Source organism: Deltaproteobacteria bacterium, from assembly GCA_040223695.1.
GTDB lineage: Bacteria > Desulfobacterota_D > UBA1144 > Nemesobacterales > UBA2774 > JAVKFU01.
Genome location: JAVKFU010000013.1, coordinates 39,050 through 62,888 on the forward strand (window position 1 = coordinate 39,050; position 23,839 = coordinate 62,888).

A 23,839-nucleotide genomic window follows, 5' to 3' on the forward strand; every position below is an offset into this window, starting at 1 on the left:
ACTGAAAGTGTGTTTATGCCGACAGGTTATTAAATTATCACGTCGCGTACAAATACCGCGCCCTCTCAATAAGTTTTCCGGACCTGGGGAACATCCAGAAACTTAAAACAAGCGAAATGACCGCGAAGGGCAGTATATTAGCGGGATCGCCGCTCAGGAAAGCAAGCACGAAACCGATAATAACCATGATTTCGTTTAGAAACAGACTTATAAACGTGATCTTCTGAAGCTCGTACATTAAAGAGAAGACCTTGAGCTCGAATTCCGTTAGGGATTCGAGCTGGCCGAGCTTCACCGAATCAATGGATTTCGTTCTCGCGTTTTGGGCAAGGCGCGCCGGGTCGATATTGCGGCTCAGGATTTTCGTGATGCTTTTGTCCGACATAGAGTATCGGCGATAAAAAATCGAACATATCGCAACCGCAAGCGCCGCTACGTAAAGAGCCGTTCCCAACCCCCGGCTCCGGGAGATATCATCGGTCCCTCCGCTACCTACGAGTATGTACGCTATCACGGCGTAAAATACGATCGAGCCCGTTATGGCGAACCATATAACCTGTTGAACGATTATAAGGGGCCTAATCAGTTTTTTTAATTCGGTTGATATCATAGGAGCGGGCTTTATATTGAACTTGTCCAATTATACATCTAAATGCCGCCGGGTGAGAAATCATACGCCCGGATTTCTACGGTGAAAATCAGGGGGCCGCTGAATCCGGCTCGCTTTGGGCCTGCCCGACGAACTGCTTCAAAGGGCCGCGGGGGTCTATTAACCCCTCAAGCTCACTAAACGGTACATTAACAAAATAGGGTCCTTCGGCATAGGAGCCCACTGTATAAGGGGCGAAGGCAAACACCAAACCCGCCGGGGATAGCGCGAAAACCCCCAGTTCTTCCTCCTTGAAACTCCTAACCTCGCCACCTATGACCCAGCCCGCTTTCTGTTTTCTGAGGTCATTAATACACAACCCGGATAAGGTATCAATGAATTTTGAGTTGGGCAGGAAGAGGTCGGATAATTTCAACTGAACGGCCCTGCCGTCCTTGATCCAGTAATTCTTCGACGCAAAATAGGTGTTTCCGTGCGCCCCTCCGGAATATGAGAAGACCTCTCCAGACAGACTTAGCAGATCAGCGGAATAGTACTCGATTCTGTAATCATAACTCTGCTGCCAGCCCGCAGCCGAGCTTTGGGTCATGAAGGATTCCTGCGCCTCCCCGACAAATTTATTCTGCGCGGAAAGCATGTCCTTCCGGAGGCCGTCGGATATATCGCGAAAAGCCTGAGAAGGGGACAAAAAGTATGGCACAGAAAAAGATGCCTCGATCAACGTCCCCTGACGGAGGGTCGAGAAAATGAAATCCGCAACCTTCTTGAGCTTAAAACCGAGAGAAGTCAGTCCGTTGGCCTTTGTCCATTCCCCCGAAAGGGTACCGAAGCCCGCGCCGTCAGAGGCGAGTTTTCCATCGAATGTTCCCGTTTTTTCGCCCTTTTCATCCTGCTCGACAATCGTAAAAGTCATGTTGTCTCTATTGAGTTTTCCATTCAGGGAAATAGGAATGCCGTTTTTATCGTAAATATATAGTCCCGTGATATCCTCCGATTCCACTATTAACTCCATCTGTATAGCGAGATTGTCCCCTATTGTGCCGACATAGTAATACCGCGCTTCCGAATCGCTCGGATCCTCTGCCGAGACAGTCGGAGATAAAAGGTAAAAAAACGGAGCAGCCAGGACGAGAGCCGCCGATAATTTAACAATCGAGATTATTTTCACTTAACTATAATCCTTCGTTTCCGATAATGAAGCCGAATTTCTTTTCAACTAAATATTATCACAAATTATTGCGGAATTTCAGAAACTGTCACACCGTAAAGTGACAATAAACCGCAAATCATGACTATATTTGTCATAATATTCAGTTAATAAGACCGCTAATCAATTCACAAAATCCTCGTATTTTGAATTATATCAACGGGTTATGTCGATGACGAACAATTGGCACGCATGTTGCTAAAATGTTGAATGACAGGTTATAAAAAGTCAGGTGAATCGGATTTGTGACGAGAACATCAAAAAATATAGATTATTGCAATAAAGCCATAACATATTCCCCATCCTCTAGGGGGTGAATCCTTGAAGAAATTCAGGGGTTCACCCTCGTATTTTAAAACACCCCTGTGTATGTCAAAGAGCCGGAGCTTTAAACCGGCCCCCGGATACGAGAGATAAAACATCAATCATTTCGCCGTGTATTCTTCCGTTTGAAGATAGGATCTCTTTTACATAGATACTGAATTTGCCGCCCGTAAAATCGGTGATTTTACCACCGGCCTCCTCTACAATCAAAACGCCGGCTGCAGTGTCCCAGGGATTAAGCCCAAGCTCCCAAAAGCCGTCGAACCTGCCGCACGCTACATAACAAAGATCAAGCGCGGCAGAACCGTCTCTCCTGACCGCCCTCGCCCTTCTTATAAAATTGGCAAAATGCTTAAGATTATCCTCAACCATCTTGTTATTCTCATGCACAAAACCCGTAGCCAGGTGACTGTGCCCTAGGTCTTGAGAATCGGAGACCCTGATACCGTCCCTGTTTAACCGGGCGCCGCCGCCTCGCTCCGCCGTGAACAGCTCATCCTTAACAGGATCGTATACCAGTCCGGCCTCTACCATACCCCCGACCTCTAGCGCAATGGAGATTGAGAAAAACGGATACGCGTGCGCGTAATTTGTAGTCCCGTCGAGAGGGTCGATAATCCAGACATGATCGGAGTTCCTGGAATGCCGGCCCGATTCCTCGGCGAAAATGTCGTGCGAGGGGAAGCTGCGCTTAATGCGGTCTATAATGGTTCTCTCGGATAATTTATCTACTTCGGTGACGAGGTTATTTTTGCCTTTAAACTCTATTTCACCAATTTTTCCAAGCTTTTCTATGAGTATCTCGCCCGCTTCTCTGGCCGCCGCCTCTGCAATATCTAAATAGCTCACCTGTAACCCCTTAAACGCATTCTGCAACCGGATTTGTCCCGGATTCAGTCAATTTTACAATTGAAGCCTGTTTATTATGGATATTAACGCCTGATTCGCCTCCGTCCGGGTCACGCTTATTTACGGCTCAATACATCCGCCGACTTGCAGCAATTTCTTTTACACCGGGGAAAACTCCCTACTCCTGCGACGCTTCGGGAATTATAATCCATCCCAGAACGTAAACGAGAATCGCAGTGCCCGCCGTAAAGAGCGCAATTAAAGCGAATATGAGTCTTATAAGAGTAGAATCGATAGAAAACATCTCCCCGAGGCCGCCGCATATGCCGGCTATCATTCTATCGGTTCTCGAACGGTAAAGTTTTTTCACATCTTCAGCCATTATTCACCCCCGTATTCAGATATAAAGCAGTATACCAGCTATCCGCCCGATATAATTATCTCTCAACGCTTTATTAAAAAGTCAGTCCAGTGTCCGGATTGCCTTAAGCCCTTCATAGTAGGATGCCGAAAGTTCCGGTCCGGCTGCAAGCAGGTGTCTCATGTATTCTCTTGTAGGACTCAATCCATCATATACCCGGTCAGGACGAGCCATATAGGTTACAATTAACTCCTCTCCTTCCATGCCCCGGTCAACTTTCAGATACTTCCTTTCGTATTCGTTCGGATATCCCTCAAAGATGTCGAGTTTGTAAATCCCGCGCCATGTTATTTTATATAATATCCCTTCTACAGATCCCTTTTCATCCGGGACAATATTCGCGGCGCCCGCTCCCGGCTTTCCTGAAGATATTTTATTAAAGGCCAATGTAAAACCTCTAAGCACAAGGGGTTCTCTTGATCTGAAGTCAGCGCCCCTCTTTTTCATCCTCTCGGGATTCATGTTGGAGCCGTAAGCGAAATAATTAACGAGACCGTTTATATCACGATTTTTCATACTAACTTGTTTTAACATCCCCCGAATTCTTTTTTCAACAAATGGACGGATATAAAATACTACAGTTCAACAGGAAGACCAAGCAGTACAAAAAACAATTAAAAATAGAGCGGCAAAACGATTTAGGGTATTATTCACTTTGAATTTTTACTTCACTGAAGAACAGCCATAAAAATGATAACGGGAGAAATAATATGCACGAATCATTGAAACCGGGCTTGACTTTCGAGTTTGACTTTGAGGTTCCTGAATCCAAAACCGTACCCTACATATACCCCGAGTCCGCGGAATTTCAAATTATGCCGAAGGTGTTTTCGACAGGATTTATGGTGGGTCTCATTGAGTGGGCATGCGTAAGGTTCGTCAACGACCACATAGACTGGCCGAAGGAACAAACCGTAGGGGTAGATGTAAAGCTGAATCATACAGCCGCGACTCCGCCCGGATTGACTGTTAATGTAAAAGGAGAGCTGGTCGAAGTGGACGGACGTAAGTTGACCTTCTCGATAGTAGCTCACGACGGGATAGATGTCATATCCGAAGGAACTCATCAAAGATTTATTGTAGATGCGGAAAGATTCGCAGCCGGGGTGGAGAAAAAAGCGAAATCGCAGTAAGCAGGCAATTTAGCCCCTGATACCGGATTGAGTAATAGATACGGGCAAGAACGTGAATAAAAGAAACGAATTATCTTCCATTAAGGCACTTACATTCGATGTATTCGGTACTGTGGTGGATTGGCGGTCAACGATTATCCGGGAGTGTAAGCTCCTCGGCAATTCGAAGGGGATTGAAGCGGACTGGGACCGGTTCGCAGACGCCTGGCGTGCAGGTTACGCCCCCGCCATGAACCTTGTGCGCACCGGGGAGCTCCGCTGGACGACGATCGACTCACTTCACCGTATGGTGCTCGAGCGCCTGCTTGAGGAATTCAATATTCGGGGACTGAGCGAATCCGAGAAAGATCACTTAAACCGGGCGTGGCATAGACTCGAACCGTGGGAGGACTCGATTGCCGGGCTCAATAAACTGCGGAAGCTCTACATAGTGGCGACGCTGTCCAACGGAAATATGTCTCTACTGGTTAATATGGCAAAGCACGCTGACCTGCCCTGGGATTGTATCTTGTCCTCGGAGCTGGCAGGGCGCTACAAACCGGACAGGGAAGTGTATCTGAAGGCCGCGGAGCTGCTTGGGCTAAGGCTGGAACAAGTAATGATGGTGGCCGCGCACAGGGACGACCTCAAGGCTGCAAAGGCCCTGGGCTTTAAAACCGCCTACGTTTCAAGGCCTCTTGAATTCGGCCCCGGGGGAAAGACGGATGAAACAACAGACATGCCGTTTGACATAACCGCGCGGGACTTTAACGAGCTTGCCCTAAAGATGGGTGCGTAGCGTAGTACCCGTATCAGCTCTCTATCTAATTTACAAAAAAGTTCGTAGCAAAAAATTCTGTATATTGTGTTACACGAGACTAAATAGTTAAAGCAGCGTCTAATCTATTCAAAGGTTTGAATCCTGTAAAGTCCCGCGTATATGCCGTCTTTGGCTATCAGCTCTTCGTGGCTTCCGTACTCGACGAGCCTTCCTCTCTCGAATACCGCTATAGAATCGAATCCGCTTATAGACGGGACTCTACTCGAAATCGCAAGCAGCGTCCTCCCCTTCATCTCCCTTCTCAGGTTTCTCAACACCAGACTCTCGGTTCTCAAATCAAGCGATGAAAACACGTCGTCAAGTATAAGCACGCTTGGATTTAATAGTATCGCTCTTGCGAGAGCAAGCCTCTGCCTCTGTCCGCCGGAAAGGCTGAGCCCCCTCTCCCCCACCCTTGCGTCGAAACCGCCCGGAAAGTCGAGTATCTCGTCATATATCTCGGCTACCCTGGCCGCGTTTTCGACATCGGAATCCGTAATTTCGGGATTCATAAAGGATATGTTGTCCCTCACGGTTCCGCTGAAAACGGTGGTCTCCTGAGGGACGTATATGACCCCCTCCCTGAGGCTCTCTTTTTTGATATCCCTCACGTCCACACCGTCTATAAACATGGTGTTTTCGGGCGGCTCCTCAACCCTGGTAAGAAGCTGGAAGAGAGTGGTTTTCCCCGAGCCCGTAGCACCCGTAACTCCTATGGCTTTACCCGAAGGAATGCTCAGAGACACATCCTTTAACGCCCTTTTCCCGTTGTACGAGTAGCTTAGATTCCTTAATTCGATACTGCCACTTATATCGAGCTCTACCGTGCCTGACTCGTGTACGGACTGGGGCATTACCTGAAGGATGTTATTTATCCTGTTCAAAGAGGCGTTTCCTCTCTTTATTATGTCGACCGCCCACCCCATTGCCATCATGGGCCATGTGAGCATGGTCAGATATACGAGTATGGCGGCAAAGTCGCCCAGAGTGATATCGAGCGTAATAGTTTTTATGCCGCCAAACCAGAGAAAAATCGCGGTTGCGGTACCTGCCAGAAAAGTTATTACCGGCTGATACACCCCCCAAATTTTAATAAGATGAAGGTTCTTGTCGAGGTAATCCGAGCTCGATTTACGAAAGTCATTCGTTTCCGCGTCTTCTCTTACGAAGGCCTTTACTACCTTTATGCCCGATATGGATGCCCGAGCGCTTTCAGTGAGCGTCGAGAACGAGTCCTGGACCTTCTGGAACCTCTTTTCGATCATTTTGCCGAATTTATATATGATTAAGCCGAGTATCGGGAATGGGATAAAGGCATACAGAGTGAGCTCCGGAGAAATATATAACATCGCGGCGAAGATGAATATCAGGAGAAAAATGCCGTCATAGGCAACAAGAACCCCCAGACCGCACGCGAATTTAAGGGTCTCGATGTCATTTACGGTATGAGCCATAAGGTCTCCTACCTTTCTCTGTGAAAAGAAATCGAAATGAAGGCTCTGAAGGTGGGAAAAGAACTCGTTCCTGAGAGACTGTTCAATCTTCCGTGCAGCGCCCATAATGAAATACCGCCAGAAGAATCTGAATACGGACATGGCTACCGCAATGACGAGCATGTAGAGCCCGTACTTCGAGAGGGCCCTGAAATCAGCGCCCTCAAGCGTGAGTGTATCAATAACCCTTTCTATGATTAGAGGAATCGAGAGCTGGCAAACATCCACCAGAGAAAGCGCCAGCAATCCCGCGAGAAAGGAATATTTAAACTTTCGCAACAACGAAAATAGCGTTTTCTTCTTATTCATGGGAATAAAATTGTTGGGACCAACATTATTAAGTCACAGGATTATTGAATGGAATAGTATACCTGAACGCAGGGTGAGGCCTTTTTCCGAAACCTCGATTTTGAGGTTATTCGGGCACAGGTAGAGAACCGATTAACTCAAGAATCGGACGCTTGAATTTTAAACCGCTTCATGCGAGCAAACCCACTGCCTGATACAACCCGTATGGCCAGGGAATATTCATTCATTACATTACAGGTCTAGCAGAAAATCAGACCAGGTGCGTTAAGGCGCGGATTTAACCCCTTTGCCCATTTTGTTTGTATATAAAACCTCGCCGTCAGGAGAGTACTGAGCCGTAAACCACCTTATATCGTCGGGCTCATCCCCTCCGAAGTTTATTCTGGCTATTATGGACGTTAACTGATTCTGATCGTCATATTTGTCTTTTACGATTATCGATCCCGGCGGCAGCGGTTTTACTTTGTCTTCGAGCGCCTTGTAAGCCTTATCGTTCAGATACGTTTTATAGTAACTGCCGGATTTAGCACCATTTTTCGATACCTCGGGTCCCGCGAACTCCTTCCAGTGCATCCGGTAATTCTCGGTCTGAATCAGCTTCCAGAGCTCGGCCGCAATCTCGGGCGGAGCTTTTTCACCCCACTCCCTCAACTGCTCTTCATGCATTTCCTCGGTCTTATCAACCACATCTTCTACCGCCTCGTCCACTTCCCCGGCTCCCCGGGAAATATCTTCTTTTACCTCCTCCGTAGTTGATGCCTTATTTTCAGTTCCTGAATTTTGTTCGGAATTGTTACAGCCCGCGTAGATGAAACAAGTCCCTATGAGCAAAACCGCAAGTAAATATGAAGTTCTCATTTTCTCCTCCAATCTCATTTTGAGTGATTATTCTATCATCACGACAGATGATAATGCAAGAACGGTTACATCAATTATGCAGACGTATTAGCTCGAATTACCCGAGATTCGGCTGAATAAACGCAGTTATTTCCATAAAACATTCATTATCAATCGCGGGGTGAAAAAATATCCTAATTTGCAAGTTTTCAGAAAAATAACTTGACAAAGTTTTTGATATCTACTAATATGTCATGACTGACTAGTCAGTTCAATGCAACGGTGATGGGTCGAAAAATGGCTAAGCCACATAAATCAATTAACAAACAGGTATCAGCGGGCAAAAGGCAGCTGAGAAAGACAGGGCGCACGGAAGAAATTATAAAGGCTGCGGCCAGTCTCTTTTCCAACAAAAGCTATCACGATGTAACGATGGACCAGATAGCCGCCGAAGTAGGCGTCGCGAAAGGCACAATTTATCTGTATTTTGACTCGAAAGAAAATCTTTATCTGGAGATTCTGGAGGATACCTACGAAGAGATCGAATCCATTCTGGAGAAAGAGATAGCCAAGAGCGACTCCGCACCGCAAAAGCTTAAAAAGATACTCATGCTGATTTTCAAGTTCTATCTACAGAACATGGACGTGCTGCGCATCTTAAGCAGGGATGAAACCCACCTCATACGCGAGCACTACGAATTTACAGAGCACTGGAGACTGAGAAGAATAAAGCTCTATCAAAAAATTTTGGAAAAAGGTATAAAGGAAGGATCGTTCCGGGCCGCCAACACAGAGCTTACCGCTCTAATAATTTTCGGTTTGGTCAGGTCCGTAATGTTTTTCTACCATACCGAAAAAAGTGCAGGGGAGATAGCAGAAGAGGTATTCTCGATGATTTCCCAGGGAATCCTGGTCCCTGGTGCGGAGAATGCCTGAGGGGAGAGGTTTTATGAGTATAGATTTACAAATCATTCATCAATTAAGGAGGTATTTCAAATGGCAGTTTCATATCCATTCAGTACAAAGATAAGCCATTTCGTTCCACCTAAGCAATGGGCCAGCATGCGAGTCGCCCGGGAGCTGGAGAAAAAGACCGGGCAGAGGGTTATCCATTTCGAAAAAGGGGATTATCAAGGTCCTGATTTCGATACACCGGAGCACATACTTGAGGCTACAGAGGACGCGCTCAGAGCGGGATATGTCAGATACGACCCGGGTCCGGGCCTCTCGGAGCTCAGGGAAGCCATAGCCGAAGAAGTAACGAGCAGGGGCAGAAAAACAAAACCCGAAGAGGTAATAGTAACTGCAGGAGCAAAACACGCGCTCACTATGACACTGCTGACATTCCTAGAAGAAGGGGATGAAGTGATATTCCCTAATCCCGGCTATCCGCCCGACGAAGTATGGGCAAAATATGTCAGAGCAAACATAAAACACACCCCGCTTACAAAGCCCGATTGGCAGTTCGATATAGAGAAGCTGGAAGGCATGATCACACCCAAAACAAAACTGCTGATCATTAACACTCCTCAAAGACCGAACGGACACCTCGTGGAAAATCCCGAGGAGATTGCGGAGCTTTGTTTTAAATATCCTAACCTGATGGTTATATCGGACGAGATATTTTCCCATGTAACTTTCGACAAACCGCACAAGACGATATCCGCGGTTCCGGGAATGGAGGATAAAACGATTGTAATCGACACGTTCTCCAAGACATACGCCATGACCGGGTGGAGAATCGGCTGGGCTGTGGCCCCCGTGCCGGTTATAGACAAGCTGTCTATTTTCCTTCAGGACTCTATCACAAACGTTGCGGCCTTTATTCAGAAAGCGGCCTACGCCGCTATATCCGGGCCTCAGGACTGGACCGTTCAAAAAACACAGCTCCTTAAAGAAAAGCGCAACAGAATGGTAGAAGGGCTTAATTCGGTACCCGGTATAAAATGCGATTATCCCGACGGAGCCTTTTATGCCTTTGCCGATATTACGGGAACCGGTCTTACATCCCAGGAATTCACGGACCAGCTCGTAGAGAAGGTCGGTGTGGCAGTGGTCGCGGGCACCGCGTTCGGCAGCCAGGGAGAAGGTTTCGTAAGGGTTACATACGCGTGCGCCGACGAAGATATAGACGAAGGAATAAGAAGGATGAAAGACGCCGATCTCAAAAAATCGGCCTAGCTTTGGGAAACCGGAGACAAGCTTTTATCCTCTGCCGTTATGAAAAAAAGGCCGGAGGATAAAAGCTTGAATCCGTCTCTGTATATAAAATAAAATTCCAGTATCCATAAAATTTTTATTGCAAATTGCGTCTGAATTGATAAAACTAAGTTATTAGTGATGCTAAAGAATATCGTAAAAAAACGAAATCTATTATTAAGGCCGCTCCTGGCACTCTTGATTTTTGCTCTGTCGGGCTCGCTTGTTTTTTCATGCTACAAGGCCCCGGTCACCGGGAGGTCCCAGTTCATACTTCTTTCTCAGTCAGAAGAGAATCAGCTGGGTCTTGCGGCATTTCAGGAAGTGCTCAAAGAAGAGGAAGTATCGAATAACCCGAAATATAACAACGCAGTAACAAGAGTTGGCCAAAGAATTGCGCGAGTATCCGATACGCCCGCGTATAATTGGGATTTCAAGGTGCTGGATGACGACGAGCAGATAAACGCATTCGCGCTTCCGGGCGGTAAGGTAGGAGTATATACGGGCATACTGCCGGTCGCCCAGACGGACGCGGGGCTGGCAACGGTCATGGCCCATGAAGTAGCCCACGTCGCCGCTCGCCACGGCGGAGAGAGGGTATCCGCCGACGTGCTGGCTCAAATAGGTGCAGTCGGCCTGAGCGCGGCTCTCGGAGGGAGCGACCCCTGGGTCTCAACCGCAATCATGCAGGCCTACGGCGTAGGCGTAAATGTGGGCGGTATGCTGCCCTTCAGCAGATCCCAGGAGGCCGAGGCGGACCGTATCGGCCTTGTATATATGGCGAAGGCCGGATACGACCCGAGGGAGGCCATAGCTTTCTGGCAGAGAATGGACGCGGCTGTCAAAGGGAAACCCCGGCCCCCTGAATTTCTTTCCACCCATCCGGGCTACGGAACGAGGATAGGCAATCTGCAAAGGTCGCTTCCTGAAGCGCTGCCCTACTATGAGAGTTCCGACAAGGCCCCGAACAATAAAATCACGAATTGAGTAAGGGTCGTGAGTAACGGACAGTCAAAACCGGGAATTCATATTCCTGCCGCCGGAGAGCCGGGCTTCGCCGAGTAATAAATTAAATGACAAAATCCGAACGTATTAATAAGCTCTACGATGCGTTATATAAAAGCTACGGCCCTCAGGGCTGGTGGCCCGGAGAAAGCAAGCTTGAGTACGTGCTCGGAGCCATACTCACTCAGAGTGCGTCCTGGAAAAACGTTGAGAAGGCGTTAGATAATCTAAAAATGGCGAATCTTATATCCGTCGAGAAACTAAACATGATTACGGCGGATGAGCTTGCTCCCCTCATCAGGCCTTCGGGGTACTATAATCAGAAGGCATTAAAAATAAAGAACTTTATCAATTTCCTTATTCGGCATTACTCGGGCAGTCTCGATCGAATGCTCAGGGAAGAGAGATCCGTTCTCAGAGACAAGCTGCTCGGAATAAAGGGCATAGGGCCCGAAACCGCCGACAGCATAATGCTGTACGCTGGAGACATTCCGGTATTCGTGATAGACGCATACACCTACAGGGTAATGTCGAGGCACGGACTCGTGCCCGAGGAAACTAACTACGGTGAAATGCAGGATATAATAATGGGTTCACTGACCGAGGACGCGGGCATTTTTAACGAATACCATGCCCTGCTGGTAAAAGTGGGGAAAGAACACTGCAAAAAGCGCGCCCCTCAATGTAAGGGATGCCCGCTCGAGTACGACCCTCATGCGGTTTGAAAAATACAGCGGCGCATTACCGCGTTAGACCGCACGGACTTTTAAACGAGATTTTATGGATTTAATCTGCAAATGAGCGCGGCAGTTAATTGAGCCCTGTTTTGGCGACATCGACTACGGCTTTGAAGCTTTCCGGCTCCCTTATCGCCATTTCCGACAGGGTTTTTCTGTCGAGCTCGACACCGGCTTTCTTCAACGATCCCATAAACTTGCTGTAAGAAAGACCGTGAGGTCTCACAGCCGCGTTTATTCTCGCAATCCAGAGACGTCTGAAATCCCTTTTCCTCTGTCTTCTGTCCCTGTAAGCGAAAGCAAGGGCGCGGATTACGGTTTCCTTTGCCCTTCTGATATTATTCTTTCTTCTGCCCCAGTAACCCTTAGCCTGCTTCAGCAGTCTCTTTCTTCTCTTCCGGGACGCTACCCCTCTTTTTATTCTCATTTCAAACTCCCTTCGATCATAGGATCGTCAAATTCAATCTTTATGCGAACTAACTTACCTTATTAAGAATTATTTATACGGAACGTATGTTTTAATTCTCTTCGCTGCGGCGCCTTCGAGAAAATCAGGTGATTTTAGTCTTCTGACTCGCTTCCTGTTCTTCTTTATGTTTAAGTGGCTTCCGCCTCCGCGGTTCCTTTTCACTTTTCCGCCGGCTGTTACCCTGAATCTCTTCGCGGCGCTTCTGTTTGTTTTAACTTTCAGTTTTGGCACTTTCTTTCCCACCTCCTGAGCTTTTCTTAGGCGACAGAACCATTATCAGGTTTTTACCCTCGAGCCTGGGAGCCATATCGACGCCGCCTACATCCGCCACTCTTTCAACTATCTTGTTTGCGAGCATCCTGCCTATCTCCGGGTGAACTATTTCCCTTCCTCTGAAGAATATCCTTATTTTCGCCTTGTTTTCGTCCTCGAGAAATTCCCTGATGCGGTTTATCTTAACGTCGAGATCGTGCTCGCCGATATTCGGGCGGAACTTAACTTCTTTCACAGTCTGTGTCTTCTGCTTTTTGGCATTGGCCTGTTTCTTTAACTCATACTTATATTTGCCGTAATCCATCAACCTGCAAACAGGGGGATTGGCATTCGGGGCAACCTCTACAAGATCGACTCCCCTTTCTTCAGATATATTAAGCGCCTCACGAATCGGAACCACCCCGAGCTGTTCACCGCCCACGTCGACAAGCCTGACTTCCCGCGCTCTGATCCTCTGGTTTATCCGAACTTCCGGTTCTCTGCTTCTGGACCCTTTAGACTTTCTTATCTCTGTTCTACCTCCCTCCAAGTTTGAGGATCAAGTTCATTTTCTATATGGCTTACAAACTCCTCGACCTTCATCGGAGAAATATTCTCGCCTCCCAGCTTTCTCGGAGCCACAGTTCCCGACTCCATCTCCTTTTTGCCTACAACAAGGAGGTAGGGAATCTTCTCAAGCTGCGCTTCTCTGACCTTTAATCCGAGCTTCTCGTTTCTTATGTCTTTTTCTGCTCTTATATCTCTACCTCTCAAGACTTTATATATCTCTTCCGCATACGGCGCTTGCTCGTCCCCTATGGTAGCAATACGCACCTGAACGGGACTCAGCCATACCGGAAAGGCCCCGCCGTAATGCTCTATGAGTACGCCGAAAAACCTCTCCATAGACCCGAATATGGCCCGGTGAATCATTATAGTTCTATGGCGGCTGTTATCCTCACCGATAAAACTCATATCGAACCTATCGGGAAGGTTAAAATCTACCTGAACTGTCGAGCACTGCCAAGCTCTGCCTAAAACATCTTTTATCTTGATATCGATTTTTGGACCGTAGAAGGCGCCGCCGCCCTCATCAATCTCGTAATCAATTCCCTTGGCCTCAAGAGCGTTCTTTAACGCGGCCGTCGCCCTGTCCCAGCCTTCCTCGGTACCGACAAATTTCTCGGGCATGGTAGAGAGATAGATCTCGTAATCGTCAAAACCGAATGTTTTCAGGAATAGAACGGTCAGATCAAGAACTCCGATCACCTCTTCTTCAATCTGATCGGGCCTGCAGAATATATGCGCGTCGTCCTGTGAGAATCCCCTTACCCTTAGAAGGCCGTGCAGCACCCCCGAGCGCTCGTAACGGTAAACCGTTCCTATCTCCGCCCACCTGAGCGGCAGGTCCCTGTAGCTTCTTATCGCCGTCTTGTAGATCATTATATGAAAGGGGCAATTCATGGGTTTTATCTGATATTCGGTATTGTCGACTTCCATGCGGGGGTACATGTTCTCATTGTAGAAATCGAGGTGTCCGCTGGTTTTCCACAGGTCTATTTTTGCTATGTGAGGGGTGTAGAGCAGCTCGTAACCGTAACGCTCGTGCTGTTCGCGCCAGAAATCCTCGATCACACGCCTTATTCTCGAGCCTTTGGGGTGCCAGAGAACAAGCCCGGCGCCCGTCTCGTCCTGAATAGAGAAGAGATCGAGCTCCCTGCCCAGTTTGCGATGGTCCCGTTTTTTAGCCTCCTCAAGCTTGTTAAGATACTGTTTTAATTCCTTATTATTCCAGAAAGCGGTGCCGTATATACGCTGGAGCATGGGGTTCCTTTCGTCCCCTCTCCAGTAAGCGCCCGCAGTGCTGAGGAGCTTAAAGGCCTTGACATGAGCCGTGGACGGCGCGTGAGGGCCCCTGCAGAGGTCATGCCACTCTCCCTGCTCGTAGATGGTAATCTCCTCACCTGACGGAAGGTCCTTTATTATCTCGACTTTGTAGTTTTCCCCCTCATTCTCAAATACACCGATCGCGCTTTCTCTGGAGACCTTTTTCCTGACGAGCGGTTTTTTCTCCCCGACTATCTCTTTCATCCTCATTTCTATTTTTTCCAGATCTTCAGGGGTAAAACCGCGGGAATATTCAAAGTCGTAATAAAATCCGTTCTCTATAACAGGTCCTATTGTTACCTTGGCTTCGGGGAACAGGGACTGAACGGCTTCGGCCATTATATGGGCCGCTGTATGCCTTATGAGCGCGAGACCCTCTTCGGAACCCGTTTTAACTGGATATACAGAGGAATCAGTCTTGATCTCAAACCAGAAATCTACAAGCTCCCCGTTTACCTTCGCGCCAACGGTACTGTTCTCCATACCTAAAGAATTTATGATTTCCCCGACGGCGGTGCCTTTGGGAAAGGTTTTCTCCGCTCCGTCGGGAAGGCTGATCTGTACTTCTTCCATGTTATCCAATATCGCGTGGTGAGCACGGCAGGATTTGAACCTGCGACCTCTTGCGTGTCAAGCAAGCGCTCTCCCCCTGAGCTACGCGCTCAAAAATTTCCCAGAACCCTTAATTTTCTTATATAAAACAGGAGCTGTCAAGACTCGCGTTGCTTTGATTTTGTTGCTCTGGATTTAAATTGTTGGTAAGATAACGCTGTACTCAGCTGGGGCGTCGTCTAATTGGCAGGACTCAGGCCTTTGGAGCCTGCTGTGGAGGTTCGAGTCCTCCCGCCCCAGCCACATTATTCAGCGCAGATTATTTCGGAGCAGCACACCAAGCAGAAATCGTCAAGTGAATTCAGCCTTTTCTTCTCACCGACGGACCATCATCGTAATTGCCGATGGTTATGTGCCCGGGGTATTATATATCAGGATCTTTGTGCGTTTAATCGTTTATTTCGTAAAAACTTTTTCCTTATTCATATATTTATCAAGGTGCTCTAATGTCATCCGGAAGTCAGGATAAACTCAACCCCTCTCAGTCAGAGGCCGTTAAACATGCGGGCGGCCCACTGCTCGTTCTCGCGGGCGCGGGTTCGGGAAAAACAAAAATTATCACCGAAAGAATCGCCTATCTGATCAATAATCAACAAGTAAGCCCCTCCAATATACTGACCGTAACATTTACTAATAAAGCTGCGAACGAGATGAAGCAAAGGGTGAGCCGGCTGATCGATAACCGGTCCGTAAACTTGTGGATAGGAACCTTTCACAGCATATGCGTCAAAATTTTAAAGAGAGAAATAGAGAATCTCGATGGTTTCAAAAATAATTTCATAATCTACGACGAGAGCGATCAAATAAAGCTGATAAAGGAATGCATGGCCAGGCTGAATATCGGTGAGCGCGCATTCGAACCGAGGTCGGTAAGGTCAAAGATAGACGGCGCGAAGAACAGGGGAGTGAGCCCGGGAGAGCTTGGCGCGAATATATACGACGACAGAATCTCGAAGATATACGACCTCTACGAACAGGAATTAAGAAAGCTGAACGCTCTTGACTTCGGAGACCTGCTTTATGTTACGGTAAACCTGTTCGAGAAAAAGCCGGAAGTTCTGAGCAAATATCAGGGGCTTTTCAAGCATGTCCTGGTCGACGAATACCAGGACACGAACCATATGCAGTACAAATTGGTGGAGCTGCTTTCGAGGAGGCATAAAAATATTTTTGTCGTCGGGGACGACAATCAGTCGATATACGGCTGGAGGGGCGCCGACATAACGAACATATTAAACTTCGAGAGAGATTATCCGGACGCCAGAATAGTAAAACTCGAAAAGAACTACAGGTCTACAAAAACCATCCTACAGGCCGCAAATCAGCTGATTCTAAAGAATAGACGCAGACACGACAAGAACCTTTGGACAGAGAACCCGGAGGGAGAACAGCTGGTTTATTACGAAGCGAGGGACGAGCGGGATGAGGCAAAATACGTGGTCTCACAGATAGTGTCCGAAATTTCAAAGTCGGGATATTCATACAAGGACATAGCCGTATTTTTCAGGACGAACAACCAGTCGAGACTCTTAGAGGAAGAGTTCCTCCGGCGGAACGTCCCCTATACGATAGTAGGCGGAATCGGCTTTTACCAGAGAGCCGAAATTAAAGACGTGATGGCGTTTCTCAAGGTGATCGCGAACCCGCTTGACAATATAAGCCTTAGGAGGATTATAAACGTCCCGCCCCGGGGTATCGGAAAGGGGACAGTCGATAAATTAGAGGAAATTTCCAGAGAAGAAGGCGTCTCGTTATTCGACTCCATGCGGACAGCTCTCAGAAACGAAGCTCTGCCTAAAAGAGCGTCCGCAAACCTCGAAAGATTCCTGAAACTAATGGATGAGCTGATTGGATTCGGCGAGAAGCGCGAAATAGGAAAGCTCCTGGATTTCGTGCTTCAGAAAACTGGCTATCTGGAAATTCTGGAAAGGGAAGAGGAGAGAAGGGAGAACGTGGGAGAAATACTGAACCTGGCCGCGGAATTCGAAAATGAAGAAGAGGACGCCTCTCTCCATAACTTTCTGGACTGGGTTTCGCTCGCAAGCGACGTAGACAGGTTTAACGATAAAGACGACAGGGTAGCGCTTATGACTCTCCACTCCGCAAAGGGACTCGAATTTCCCGTGACTTTTATAATCGGGATGGAAGAGAACCTCATTCCTCATTTTAATTCAGCTAAAAACGGAGAAATAGAAGAGGAGAGGAGGCTTTTCTACGTGGGCCTCACGCGCGCCAAGGAAAAAGTGTATCTTACAAGCGCCTCAAAAAGGAGGGTCTTCGGAAAAGAGGAGAGACCGGCGCCTTCCCGGTTTATTAGCGAAATTCCAAACGATCTTTTAATCTGGAATAACTATTACTCAGGACTGTATAAGGAAGTCGGTAAACGAGCATACCACCAACAAAAGCTGATAAAATCCGAGGCGGGGGTTACTCAAAAATCCACCAATGCCAAAAACGGCGGAAGATACAGGATCGGGCAAATTATAGATCATCCGTCATTCGGGCAGGGGGTAGTAAAGAGAGTCGAGGGTACGGGCGGGAGTGCGAAAGTCACGATCTCCTTTCCCGGTTATGGAATAAAAAAGATTATAGCAAGTTATCTGGAAGGGTGATTAATACTAAGCGGTCCTCTCTTGGTCTTTTTTGAATCGGAAGTACTGAGAGGCCTGAGAACAACTCTTATTATTCTGAAGAAACTGCAAGATAAAAAAAGATTTCTCGCGCCGCTCGAAATGACACCTCCGCCTTAATCCTCCCCCATCAAGGGGGAGGAAATTACCGGTACAAGGAAAGAGGGGGTGGAAGAATTGATGAAGGGGGGCATCCTTCGACTAGGCTCAGGATGAAGAGGTAAGAAAAAAACCAAATCCCCCTTTTGTTTGATTTCAAAAATGCAGTGCCATGGCCAGTGAGCTTCAGTGTTTTTAACCAAGAGCATCCGATACCTCTGATTTGTCGGTATCATTCCCCTTTTTCTAAGGGGGAAATATTATATATTATGATGAGAGGCGCTAAAATATTCGCCCCCCGCATGTTTTTTATCTTAAGAAGAGCAGCTTATCACGAGGCTACGCGCCCACTCGGGAGCGGGTTCCGAGTACCGTTCCAACTCCGGCTGCTCGCTGAATGGATTCTTGAGTAAATTATGAAGGAGCGCGATTTCCGTGTAATCCCGCTCCTGCTCTGCTTTTCTTATCGCCTGCTCAGCAAGATAATTTCGGAGAATGTATTTCGGATTAACTGAATCCATCATCTTCTTTCGCTCGGCGTCACTGCTATTCTCCGCTCTCAAACGCTTTTTATAAGACGCGCTCCATTTTTCAAATCGCGCCTCGTTTTTAAATATCCCGGCAGTATCTTTAACGCCTCCGAAGCCCTCTGCTGAAAACCCGCTGAGACTCCTGAAAAAATTCGTATAGTCTGCTCTGCCCTCCTCAAGCAAATTAAGCAGCTCCTGTATCAATTCGCCGTCCTCAGGCATAATCTCCTCAAACCCGAGCTTTCTACGCATAATTTCAAAGTAACTCTCCCCGTAGCGTTTCTTGAAAGATTCAAGAATTTCCTGGGATATCTCACGCGGCATAAGAGCGCTTAAAGATTTGGCCAGCTTCCTCAGATTCCATAGCGCGATGGCCGGCTGATTGGAAAATGAGTATCTGCCGAAATGATCAGAGTGATTGGGTATGTAGCCGGGATCGTACTCCTCTACGAACCCGAAGGGGCCGTAGTCGATAGTGAGTCCGGTTATGGACATATTATCCGTGTTCATTACACCGTGGGTGAAACCGCAGGCCTGCCAGAGCGCGATCAGCCCGGCGGTTCTTCCGACCACTTCACCCAGAAAGAGAGCATATTTATCATCTTCTTCTACAAATCGGGGGAAATGATTTTCTATGACATAGTCAGCGAGCAGTTTTACATGCTCGTGTTTGTCCTCGTAGTAAAATGCCTCGAAAGAGCCGAAACGGACGTGGGTTTCCGCTACCCTGAGCATCATTGCCCCGGTCTCGGGAGTCTCGCGCTCCACCCTTTCGCTGCTCCCTATGATACAGAGCGCCCGCGTTGTCGGAATACCGAGACCGTGCATCGCCTGCGAGCAAAGATACTCCCTCACGGTCGATCTTAAAACCGCTCTTCCGTCAAAGACCCGTGCGTATTTCGTTCTTCCCGCACCCTTTAAATGAAGGTCCCATTTCTCCCCTTTTGAATTCCTTACCTCGCCGAGAAGTATCGCCCTTCCGTCCCCGATATCGGGATTGTATACGCCGAACTGATGCCCTGTGTAGTACATCGCTATGGGTCGTGACCCAGGGATTAATCTTTTACCGGAGAAGTAATCGACAAACTCCGGATCATACACCACCGACGGGTCGAGCCCGATTAATGACGCCGCGTCCGGATTGAAACTCACGAGATGAGGGGTCTCAAACGGCGTGGGGTTCACCGGCTGATAAAACTCTTCCGGCAGCCTGCTGTATGTATTGTCGAATTCAAGCTCGTGTAATTTTCGCATACGGTCAATTAATCCTTAGGATTAATATACATATTGAGGGCAAAAACAGTTAACGCCGCAGGACGGACAATTAGAAACCCGTCCGTAATCATTGTATATTTAAGTCCGCACGCAGGCCGTCAATGAATAAACCGCGGGCCAGGAATTGGTATCATATTCAAAAGATTAATATATGAAACACAGAAAGAATAAAATAAAACGCCAGCACAGCATAATTAAAGGGCTTCAAAATTTCCTGGAAACGAATGTTTCGCCGAATGAGTTTGTCGAGTCGGTAATTCCGGGTGAAATCAAGGTCGGAAAAACGACCGGCGAAAACCTGGTGGTTCGTTACAAGTACGCCACAGTGAGCGGGGCGAAATTAATCGCAAGAAGCGGGAATTCGGTGCAGGAGGTATTTGTTGTTACGAGTGAGCCCGAAAAGCTAAAAGAGATAATTGCGAATTCCCAGAAAAGGGGTTAAACGAATCTCAAGCAGTTTTTCCCCAACAGGCTCTCAACCTCACTAATAAAATTATCCTGGACATCTACACGCACGTCCCCTACCTCTAGAACCGCTTCACAGGTTTCCGTCGACAGGTGCAGATGGACCATGGAATCACCGGGATAGCTGTTAAAAATATCCCTCAACTGCAGGAACTTATCCTTCTTCGAGGTCTCAGATGTCAGATTTATATGAACAGTCGAGCCGTTTCTGAGCTCTCTTAATGAGAGAATCTCGGTTGCTCTCATCTTAACTCTGTCTTCACTGGGCTCGACCACGCCCTTTACAATCACAGGATCGACTTTTTCCTCCAGTATCGGAAGGGATTTCCTTAACAGGTCATTAAAAATAACTACCTCTACGGACCCTTTTAAGTCTTCGAGAACCAGATTGCCGAAAATGCCCTTACCGCTTTTCGTGTGCTTAACGGTAAGCGAGCGTACAACCCCTGCGACCGCAACTTCGCGCTTTTCTCTGATTTCGGAGAGGGACTCCGTATCGATGCTGTCAATCGACCTCCTTATTTCGGAGGCGTATTTAGCCATCGGATGGCTGGTGACATAAAAGCCGAGCACATCCATCTCATATCTGAGTAGCTGTTTTTCCTCCCACTCTTCCATTTCCTCAAGAGCGGGCATGGAAACGGAATCGTTCAGAGCGAAGAGCGAGTGCTGACCCTCTACGGAGCTCTTCTGCTTTATGGACGTAAAGCTGAGAAGCGTGTCTATGGATTCCATCAAACTCCCTCTGTTGACGCCGAGGGAATCGAACGCGCCGCTCTTTATAAGGCTCTCGAAAGTTCTCCTGTTAAGCCGTCTGGCTTCTACAAGCTCGCAGAAATTAAATATCGAATCGAAATTGCCTTTTTCGCGCCTGGCGTTAATTATTGCTTCGACCGTCCCCTCGCCTACATTTTTTATTCCCGAGAGTCCGAATCTTATGCTTCCGCCGGACGCGGTGAATCCGTCCAGGCTCACGTTTACGTCGGGGGCGAGTACCGGGATTCCCATTTGTTTGCACTCGGTGATGCTGGATATGACTTTATCCGTATTATTCGCTTCCACAGTCATAAGGGCAGCCATGAATTCGGCGGGGTAGTGTGTTTTGAGATATGCCGTTTGATAGGTTATCAACGCATAGGCGGTGCTGTGGCTTTTGTTAAATGAATATTCCGCGAATTTTTCCATGGCATCGAAAATTTCCTTTGCCTTTTTGTCCTTTATACCCTTTTGTTTAGCGCCTTTCAGGAACCTTTCCCTTTGGGCCTTCATCTCCGCGGGCTTTTTCTTGCCCATGGCGCGCCTCAAGAGATCCGCTTCTCCGAGGCTGTACTCGGCAATGGCGCTCGCCGTCTGCATTATCTGCTCCTGATATACGAAGAGACCATATGTATCCTTTAGAATTTCTTGCAGGTCCGGCAGGGGATACTGTATCTTCTTCCTCCCGTGTTTACGGTCAATGTATTCATCGACCATTCCGCTGTCGAGGGGCCCCGGGCGATAGAGGGCGAGCACGGCGATTATGTCTTCAAAGTCTGTCGGCTGAAGCTTCATCAGGAGCTCTTTCATGCCTGAAGATTCAATCTGGAATATTCCGCGCGTCCTGCCGCTAGAGAGCAGGGCGTAAACCTCGGGGTCATCGAGCGGTATTTTATTTATATCGAAATTTTTTCCGCCTTCTTTTCCGTAGTTCTCATGAATGAGCTTAATCGCCTTGTCGATCACAGTCAGGGTCTTGAGACCAAGGAAATCGAACTTAACGAAACCCAGCTCTTCGATCGTGTTCATGTCGAACTGGGTTACGATTTCATTCTTCGAGCCTTTGTACAGTGGGATGTGGTCCGCTAAAGGTTCATTGGCTATGACGATCCCGGCAGCATGGGTCGAGGAGTGCCTCACCATATTTTCGAGAGGCCGCGCAAGCTCGATCATCTCCTTTAGCCGGGGGGAGCCGTCGATTAGCTCCTTTATCTGGGGAACGCTGGAAATAGCCTTTTCGATACTGAAAACTTTACCCCTGAAGGACGGTATCAATTTAGAAATCCTGTCCACATCGGCATAAGGTATCCCCAGAACCCTGCCCACATCCTTTACCACGGCCTTTGCCGACATGGTTCCGAATGTCCCGATCTGGGCGACTTTATCGGCGCCGTACTTCTTCGTTACATATTTGATTACCTCGTCCCTTCCCTCGCCGCAGAAATCGATATCGATGTCCGGCATGCTTATACGCTCGGGATTCAGGAACCTCTCGAAAATCAGTTTATACGGGATGGGATCGACTTCGGTTATGCCGAGGGCGTAAGCGACAAGGCTCCCCGCGGCGCTTCCCCTGCCGGGACCTACGGGGATGCCGTTTGATTTCGCGTAATTGATAAAATCGGCCACGACAAGAAAATATCCGGAAAAACCCATTTTCTGTATTATCTCTATTTCGGTCTCAAGCCTTTCCTCGTAAACTCCGATTTTCTGGTCATTAATGCCGTTTTCATCGATTCTTTCCCCGAGCTTTTCTCTGGCGTGCTCAGCCAGGTACTCATCCAGAGACATATCCCCCTCAATCTCGAACTCGGGAAGCTTGTATCCGTTTCGTTCAAACTCGAAATTGCATCTATCGGCAATCTCCGCGGTTTTCTGTATAGCGTCTTCAAACCCCTCAAGGTCCCTTAGCATTTCCCCTTCGGACTTGAGATAGTACTGATCTCCCTGAAATTTGAACCGGTTTTCGTCCTCTAGGGACGACCCTGTCTGTATGCAGAGAAGGGCGTCATGGGGCCTCGAGTCCTCTTTTCTGAGAAAGTGGCAGTCGTTCGTAGCTACAATGGGGATGCCCAGCTTTTCACCGATTTCTCTTACTTTCTTGTTAACCCTTTTCTGCTCCGGAAGCCCCGTGGCCTGTACCTCCAGATAATACCTGTCGCCGAAAATTTCCCTGTACAATGAAGCTACATTGAGGGCGGCTTTGATATCCTTACTGAATATCGCTTTTGAAAGCTCGCTGTTTAGACAGCCGCTCAGCACGATGAGTCCTTCGTTGTGTTCGCCCAGGAGCTCGTGATCTACCCTGGGCCTCCTGTAAAAACCGTCGAAGTAGGCTTTTGTGACGAGTCTCGAGAGGTTCTGATAACCTGCCCTGTTCATTGATAAGACCGTAATGTGGTGTGTCTTCCCCTCGGCGGGGTTCTCAGGGTTGATTTTGGGTGTTACATACAGCTCGCAGCCGATTATAGGTTTAACGCCCGTATCCTTCGCGTTCTTGTAAAAATCGTAAGCGCCGAAGAGGTTTCCGTGATCGGTCAGCGCGACCGCCTCCATGCCGAACTCTTTTGCCTGGGGAAAGAGGTCATCGAACTTTATCGCACCGTCGAGCAGTGAGTACTGTGAGTGGAGATGGAGATGGACAAAACCTTTGGACATCGGTTTTATTATATCCAAGAAGATTCGGGCAGTTCAAGTGGCCGGAAAACATTGTTTATTTCGTGATGGTTACAATAACAATCCTAACAAATTTGTCACAATCAACTGAAAAAACGCTAAAAATTAAGATGTTGAAAAGAATTCTCTGAAAAGTATATTAACTTTATTAATCGAACATCTGCAAAATAGAGTGTATTTTATCCCGTTATGTTATCTTTATTTGTTTACGAATAATATGAAATTACAATATCATGCAAGTATAAAGTTTATTCGTTTCTCTTCG

At 47.7% G+C, this 23,839-nt stretch carries 21 protein-coding genes and 2 tRNA genes; 9 read left to right on the plus strand and 14 right to left on the minus strand.

All coding sequences use genetic code 11. The features are described 5' to 3' along the window. Positions 1-37 precede the first annotated feature (37 nt). The 5 genes from RIG61_03170 to RIG61_03190 form a co-directional block, all read right to left on the minus strand. Positions 38-640, minus strand: a complete 603-nt coding sequence (locus RIG61_03170) for a hypothetical protein (protein MEQ9618158.1) — start codon at positions 638-640, stop codon at positions 38-40. A 58-nt stretch (positions 641-698) separates the two neighbouring features. Then, on the minus strand, positions 699-1,778 hold the full coding sequence (locus RIG61_03175) for a DUF3298 domain-containing protein (GenBank protein ID MEQ9618159.1): 1,080 nt from the start codon (positions 1,776-1,778) through the stop codon (positions 699-701). 411 nt (positions 1,779-2,189) lie between these two features. Further along, a complete protein-coding gene (locus RIG61_03180) occupies positions 2,190-2,990 on the minus strand; it encodes an inositol monophosphatase family protein (protein MEQ9618160.1) in 801 nt (266 codons plus the stop codon). A gap of 178 nt (positions 2,991-3,168) precedes the next feature. Next, positions 3,169-3,372, minus strand: coding sequence for a PspC domain-containing protein (locus RIG61_03185; GenBank protein ID MEQ9618161.1), 204 nt, complete (start codon positions 3,370-3,372; stop codon positions 3,169-3,171). A gap of 81 nt (positions 3,373-3,453) precedes the next feature. After that, on the minus strand, positions 3,454-3,945 hold the full coding sequence (locus tag RIG61_03190; GenBank protein MEQ9618162.1) for a gamma-glutamylcyclotransferase family protein: 492 nt from the start codon (positions 3,943-3,945) through the stop codon (positions 3,454-3,456). A gap of 176 nt (positions 3,946-4,121) precedes the next feature. Here RIG61_03190 and RIG61_03195 point away from each other — a divergent pair, with 176 nt between their 5' ends. Both RIG61_03195 and RIG61_03200 read left to right on the plus strand, forming a co-directional pair. Then, the gene (locus tag RIG61_03195; GenBank protein ID MEQ9618163.1) at positions 4,122-4,544 is read left to right on the plus strand and encodes a thioesterase family protein; all 423 of its coding nucleotides are present in this window, start codon (positions 4,122-4,124) and stop codon (positions 4,542-4,544) included. A 52-nt stretch (positions 4,545-4,596) separates the two neighbouring features. Continuing rightward, positions 4,597-5,322, plus strand: coding sequence for a haloacid dehalogenase type II (locus RIG61_03200; GenBank protein MEQ9618164.1), 726 nt, complete (start codon positions 4,597-4,599; stop codon positions 5,320-5,322). Between the two features lie 104 nt (positions 5,323-5,426). On the opposite strand, the gene RIG61_03205 is transcribed toward RIG61_03200, so the two are convergent. Then, entirely contained in the window at positions 5,427-7,145 is a 1,719-nt protein-coding gene (locus RIG61_03205; protein ID MEQ9618165.1) for an ABC transporter ATP-binding protein, read from the minus strand. A gap of 264 nt (positions 7,146-7,409) precedes the next feature. After that, positions 7,410-8,003 (minus strand): hypothetical protein, encoded by a 594-nt coding sequence (locus RIG61_03210; GenBank protein ID MEQ9618166.1) that lies wholly within the window; start codon positions 8,001-8,003, stop codon positions 7,410-7,412. A 276-nt stretch (positions 8,004-8,279) separates the two neighbouring features. Between RIG61_03210 and RIG61_03215 the strand changes: the two genes are divergently transcribed. The 4 genes from RIG61_03215 (at position 8,280) to RIG61_03230 (ending at position 11,911) form a co-directional block, all read left to right on the plus strand. Continuing rightward, a complete protein-coding gene (locus RIG61_03215; protein ID MEQ9618167.1) occupies positions 8,280-8,918 on the plus strand; it encodes a TetR/AcrR family transcriptional regulator in 639 nt (212 codons plus the stop codon). A 60-nt stretch (positions 8,919-8,978) separates the two neighbouring features. Continuing rightward, complete coding sequence (locus tag RIG61_03220; protein ID MEQ9618168.1) at positions 8,979-10,163, plus strand: aminotransferase class I/II-fold pyridoxal phosphate-dependent enzyme; 1,185 nt, start codon at positions 8,979-8,981, stop codon at positions 10,161-10,163. Between the two features lie 159 nt (positions 10,164-10,322). Beyond that, entirely contained in the window at positions 10,323-11,168 is an 846-nt protein-coding gene (locus RIG61_03225) for a M48 family metallopeptidase (protein MEQ9618169.1), read from the plus strand. An 86-nt stretch (positions 11,169-11,254) separates the two neighbouring features. After that, entirely contained in the window at positions 11,255-11,911 is a 657-nt protein-coding gene (locus tag RIG61_03230; protein MEQ9618170.1) for an endonuclease III domain-containing protein, read from the plus strand. Between the two features lie 85 nt (positions 11,912-11,996). Here the strand turns inward: RIG61_03230 and rplT are convergent, their stop codons facing one another. The 5 genes from rplT to RIG61_03255 form a co-directional block, all read right to left on the minus strand. After that, entirely contained in the window at positions 11,997-12,350 is a 354-nt protein-coding gene (gene rplT, locus RIG61_03235; GenBank protein ID MEQ9618171.1) for a 50S ribosomal protein L20, read from the minus strand. 69 nt (positions 12,351-12,419) lie between these two features. Further along, positions 12,420-12,623: a 50S ribosomal protein L35 gene (rpmI, locus tag RIG61_03240; protein ID MEQ9618172.1), complete on the minus strand. Its 204-nt coding sequence runs from the start codon at positions 12,621-12,623 to the stop codon at positions 12,420-12,422. Further along, positions 12,604-13,194 carry a translation initiation factor IF-3 gene (gene infC / locus RIG61_03245; protein MEQ9618173.1) on the minus strand — a complete coding sequence of 197 codons (591 nt, stop codon included), beginning with the start codon at positions 13,192-13,194 and terminating at the stop codon, positions 12,604-12,606. The genes rpmI and infC overlap by 20 nt, the downstream gene beginning before the upstream one ends. Next, entirely contained in the window at positions 13,170-15,104 is a 1,935-nt protein-coding gene (gene thrS, locus RIG61_03250) for a threonine--tRNA ligase (GenBank protein ID MEQ9618174.1), read from the minus strand. The genes infC and thrS overlap by 25 nt, the downstream gene beginning before the upstream one ends. Before the next feature lie 16 nt (positions 15,105-15,120). Next, positions 15,121-15,195: transfer RNA gene (locus RIG61_03255), tRNA-Val, on the minus strand. 116 nt (positions 15,196-15,311) lie between these two features. Here RIG61_03255 and RIG61_03260 point away from each other — a divergent pair. Continuing rightward, positions 15,312-15,386, plus strand: a tRNA-Gln gene (locus RIG61_03260). Between the two features lie 203 nt (positions 15,387-15,589). Then, a complete protein-coding gene (locus tag RIG61_03265) occupies positions 15,590-17,755 on the plus strand; it encodes a UvrD-helicase domain-containing protein (protein ID MEQ9618175.1) in 2,166 nt (721 codons plus the stop codon). Between the two features lie 431 nt (positions 17,756-18,186). Here RIG61_03265 and RIG61_03270 read toward each other — a convergent pair whose 3' ends face one another. Then, a complete protein-coding gene (locus RIG61_03270) occupies positions 18,187-19,656 on the minus strand; it encodes a YdiU family protein (GenBank protein ID MEQ9618176.1) in 1,470 nt (489 codons plus the stop codon). A 172-nt stretch (positions 19,657-19,828) separates the two neighbouring features. Here RIG61_03270 and RIG61_03275 point away from each other — a divergent pair, with 172 nt between their 5' ends. Beyond that, entirely contained in the window at positions 19,829-20,119 is a 291-nt protein-coding gene (locus RIG61_03275) for a DUF2103 domain-containing protein (protein ID MEQ9618177.1), read from the plus strand. Here RIG61_03275 and dnaE read toward each other — a convergent pair. Then, positions 20,116-23,556 (minus strand): DNA polymerase III subunit alpha, encoded by a 3,441-nt coding sequence (dnaE, locus tag RIG61_03280; GenBank protein ID MEQ9618178.1) that lies wholly within the window; start codon positions 23,554-23,556, stop codon positions 20,116-20,118. The two genes, RIG61_03275 and dnaE, sit on opposite strands and share 4 nt — an antisense overlap. Between the last annotated feature and the right edge of the window lie 283 nt (positions 23,557-23,839).

What these genes read in the sequence shown, in the direction of transcription:
- RIG61_03220 (MEQ9618168.1), top strand. Translation starts at nt 8,979, where the DNA reads ATGGCAGTTTCATATCCATTCAGTACAAAGATAAGCCATTTCGTTCCA.
- RIG61_03230 (MEQ9618170.1), top strand. Translation starts at nt 11,255, where the DNA reads ATGACAAAATCCGAACGTATTAATAAGCTCTACGATGCGTTATATAAA.
- RIG61_03225 (MEQ9618169.1), top strand. Translation starts at nt 10,323, where the DNA reads ATGCTAAAGAATATCGTAAAAAAACGAAATCTATTATTAAGGCCGCTC.
- rplT (MEQ9618171.1), bottom strand. Translation starts at nt 12,350, where the DNA reads ATGAGAATAAAAAGAGGGGTAGCGTCCCGGAAGAGAAGAAAGAGACTG.
- RIG61_03210 (MEQ9618166.1), bottom strand. Translation starts at nt 8,003, where the DNA reads ATGAGAACTTCATATTTACTTGCGGTTTTGCTCATAGGGACTTGTTTC.
- RIG61_03205 (MEQ9618165.1), bottom strand. Translation starts at nt 7,145, where the DNA reads ATGAATAAGAAGAAAACGCTATTTTCGTTGTTGCGAAAGTTTAAATAT.
- RIG61_03185 (MEQ9618161.1), bottom strand. Translation starts at nt 3,372, where the DNA reads ATGGCTGAAGATGTGAAAAAACTTTACCGTTCGAGAACCGATAGAATG.
- RIG61_03275 (MEQ9618177.1), top strand. Translation starts at nt 19,829, where the DNA reads ATGAAACACAGAAAGAATAAAATAAAACGCCAGCACAGCATAATTAAA.
- RIG61_03270 (MEQ9618176.1), bottom strand. Translation starts at nt 19,656, where the DNA reads ATGCGAAAATTACACGAGCTTGAATTCGACAATACATACAGCAGGCTG.
- RIG61_03265 (MEQ9618175.1), top strand. Translation starts at nt 15,590, where the DNA reads ATGTCATCCGGAAGTCAGGATAAACTCAACCCCTCTCAGTCAGAGGCC.
- thrS (MEQ9618174.1), bottom strand. Translation starts at nt 15,104, where the DNA reads ATGGAAGAAGTACAGATCAGCCTTCCCGACGGAGCGGAGAAAACCTTT.
- RIG61_03195 (MEQ9618163.1), top strand. Translation starts at nt 4,122, where the DNA reads ATGCACGAATCATTGAAACCGGGCTTGACTTTCGAGTTTGACTTTGAG.
- RIG61_03190 (MEQ9618162.1), bottom strand. Translation starts at nt 3,945, where the DNA reads ATGTTAAAACAAGTTAGTATGAAAAATCGTGATATAAACGGTCTCGTT.
- RIG61_03215 (MEQ9618167.1), top strand. Translation starts at nt 8,280, where the DNA reads ATGGCTAAGCCACATAAATCAATTAACAAACAGGTATCAGCGGGCAAA.
- dnaE (MEQ9618178.1), bottom strand. Translation starts at nt 23,556, where the DNA reads ATGTCCAAAGGTTTTGTCCATCTCCATCTCCACTCACAGTACTCACTG.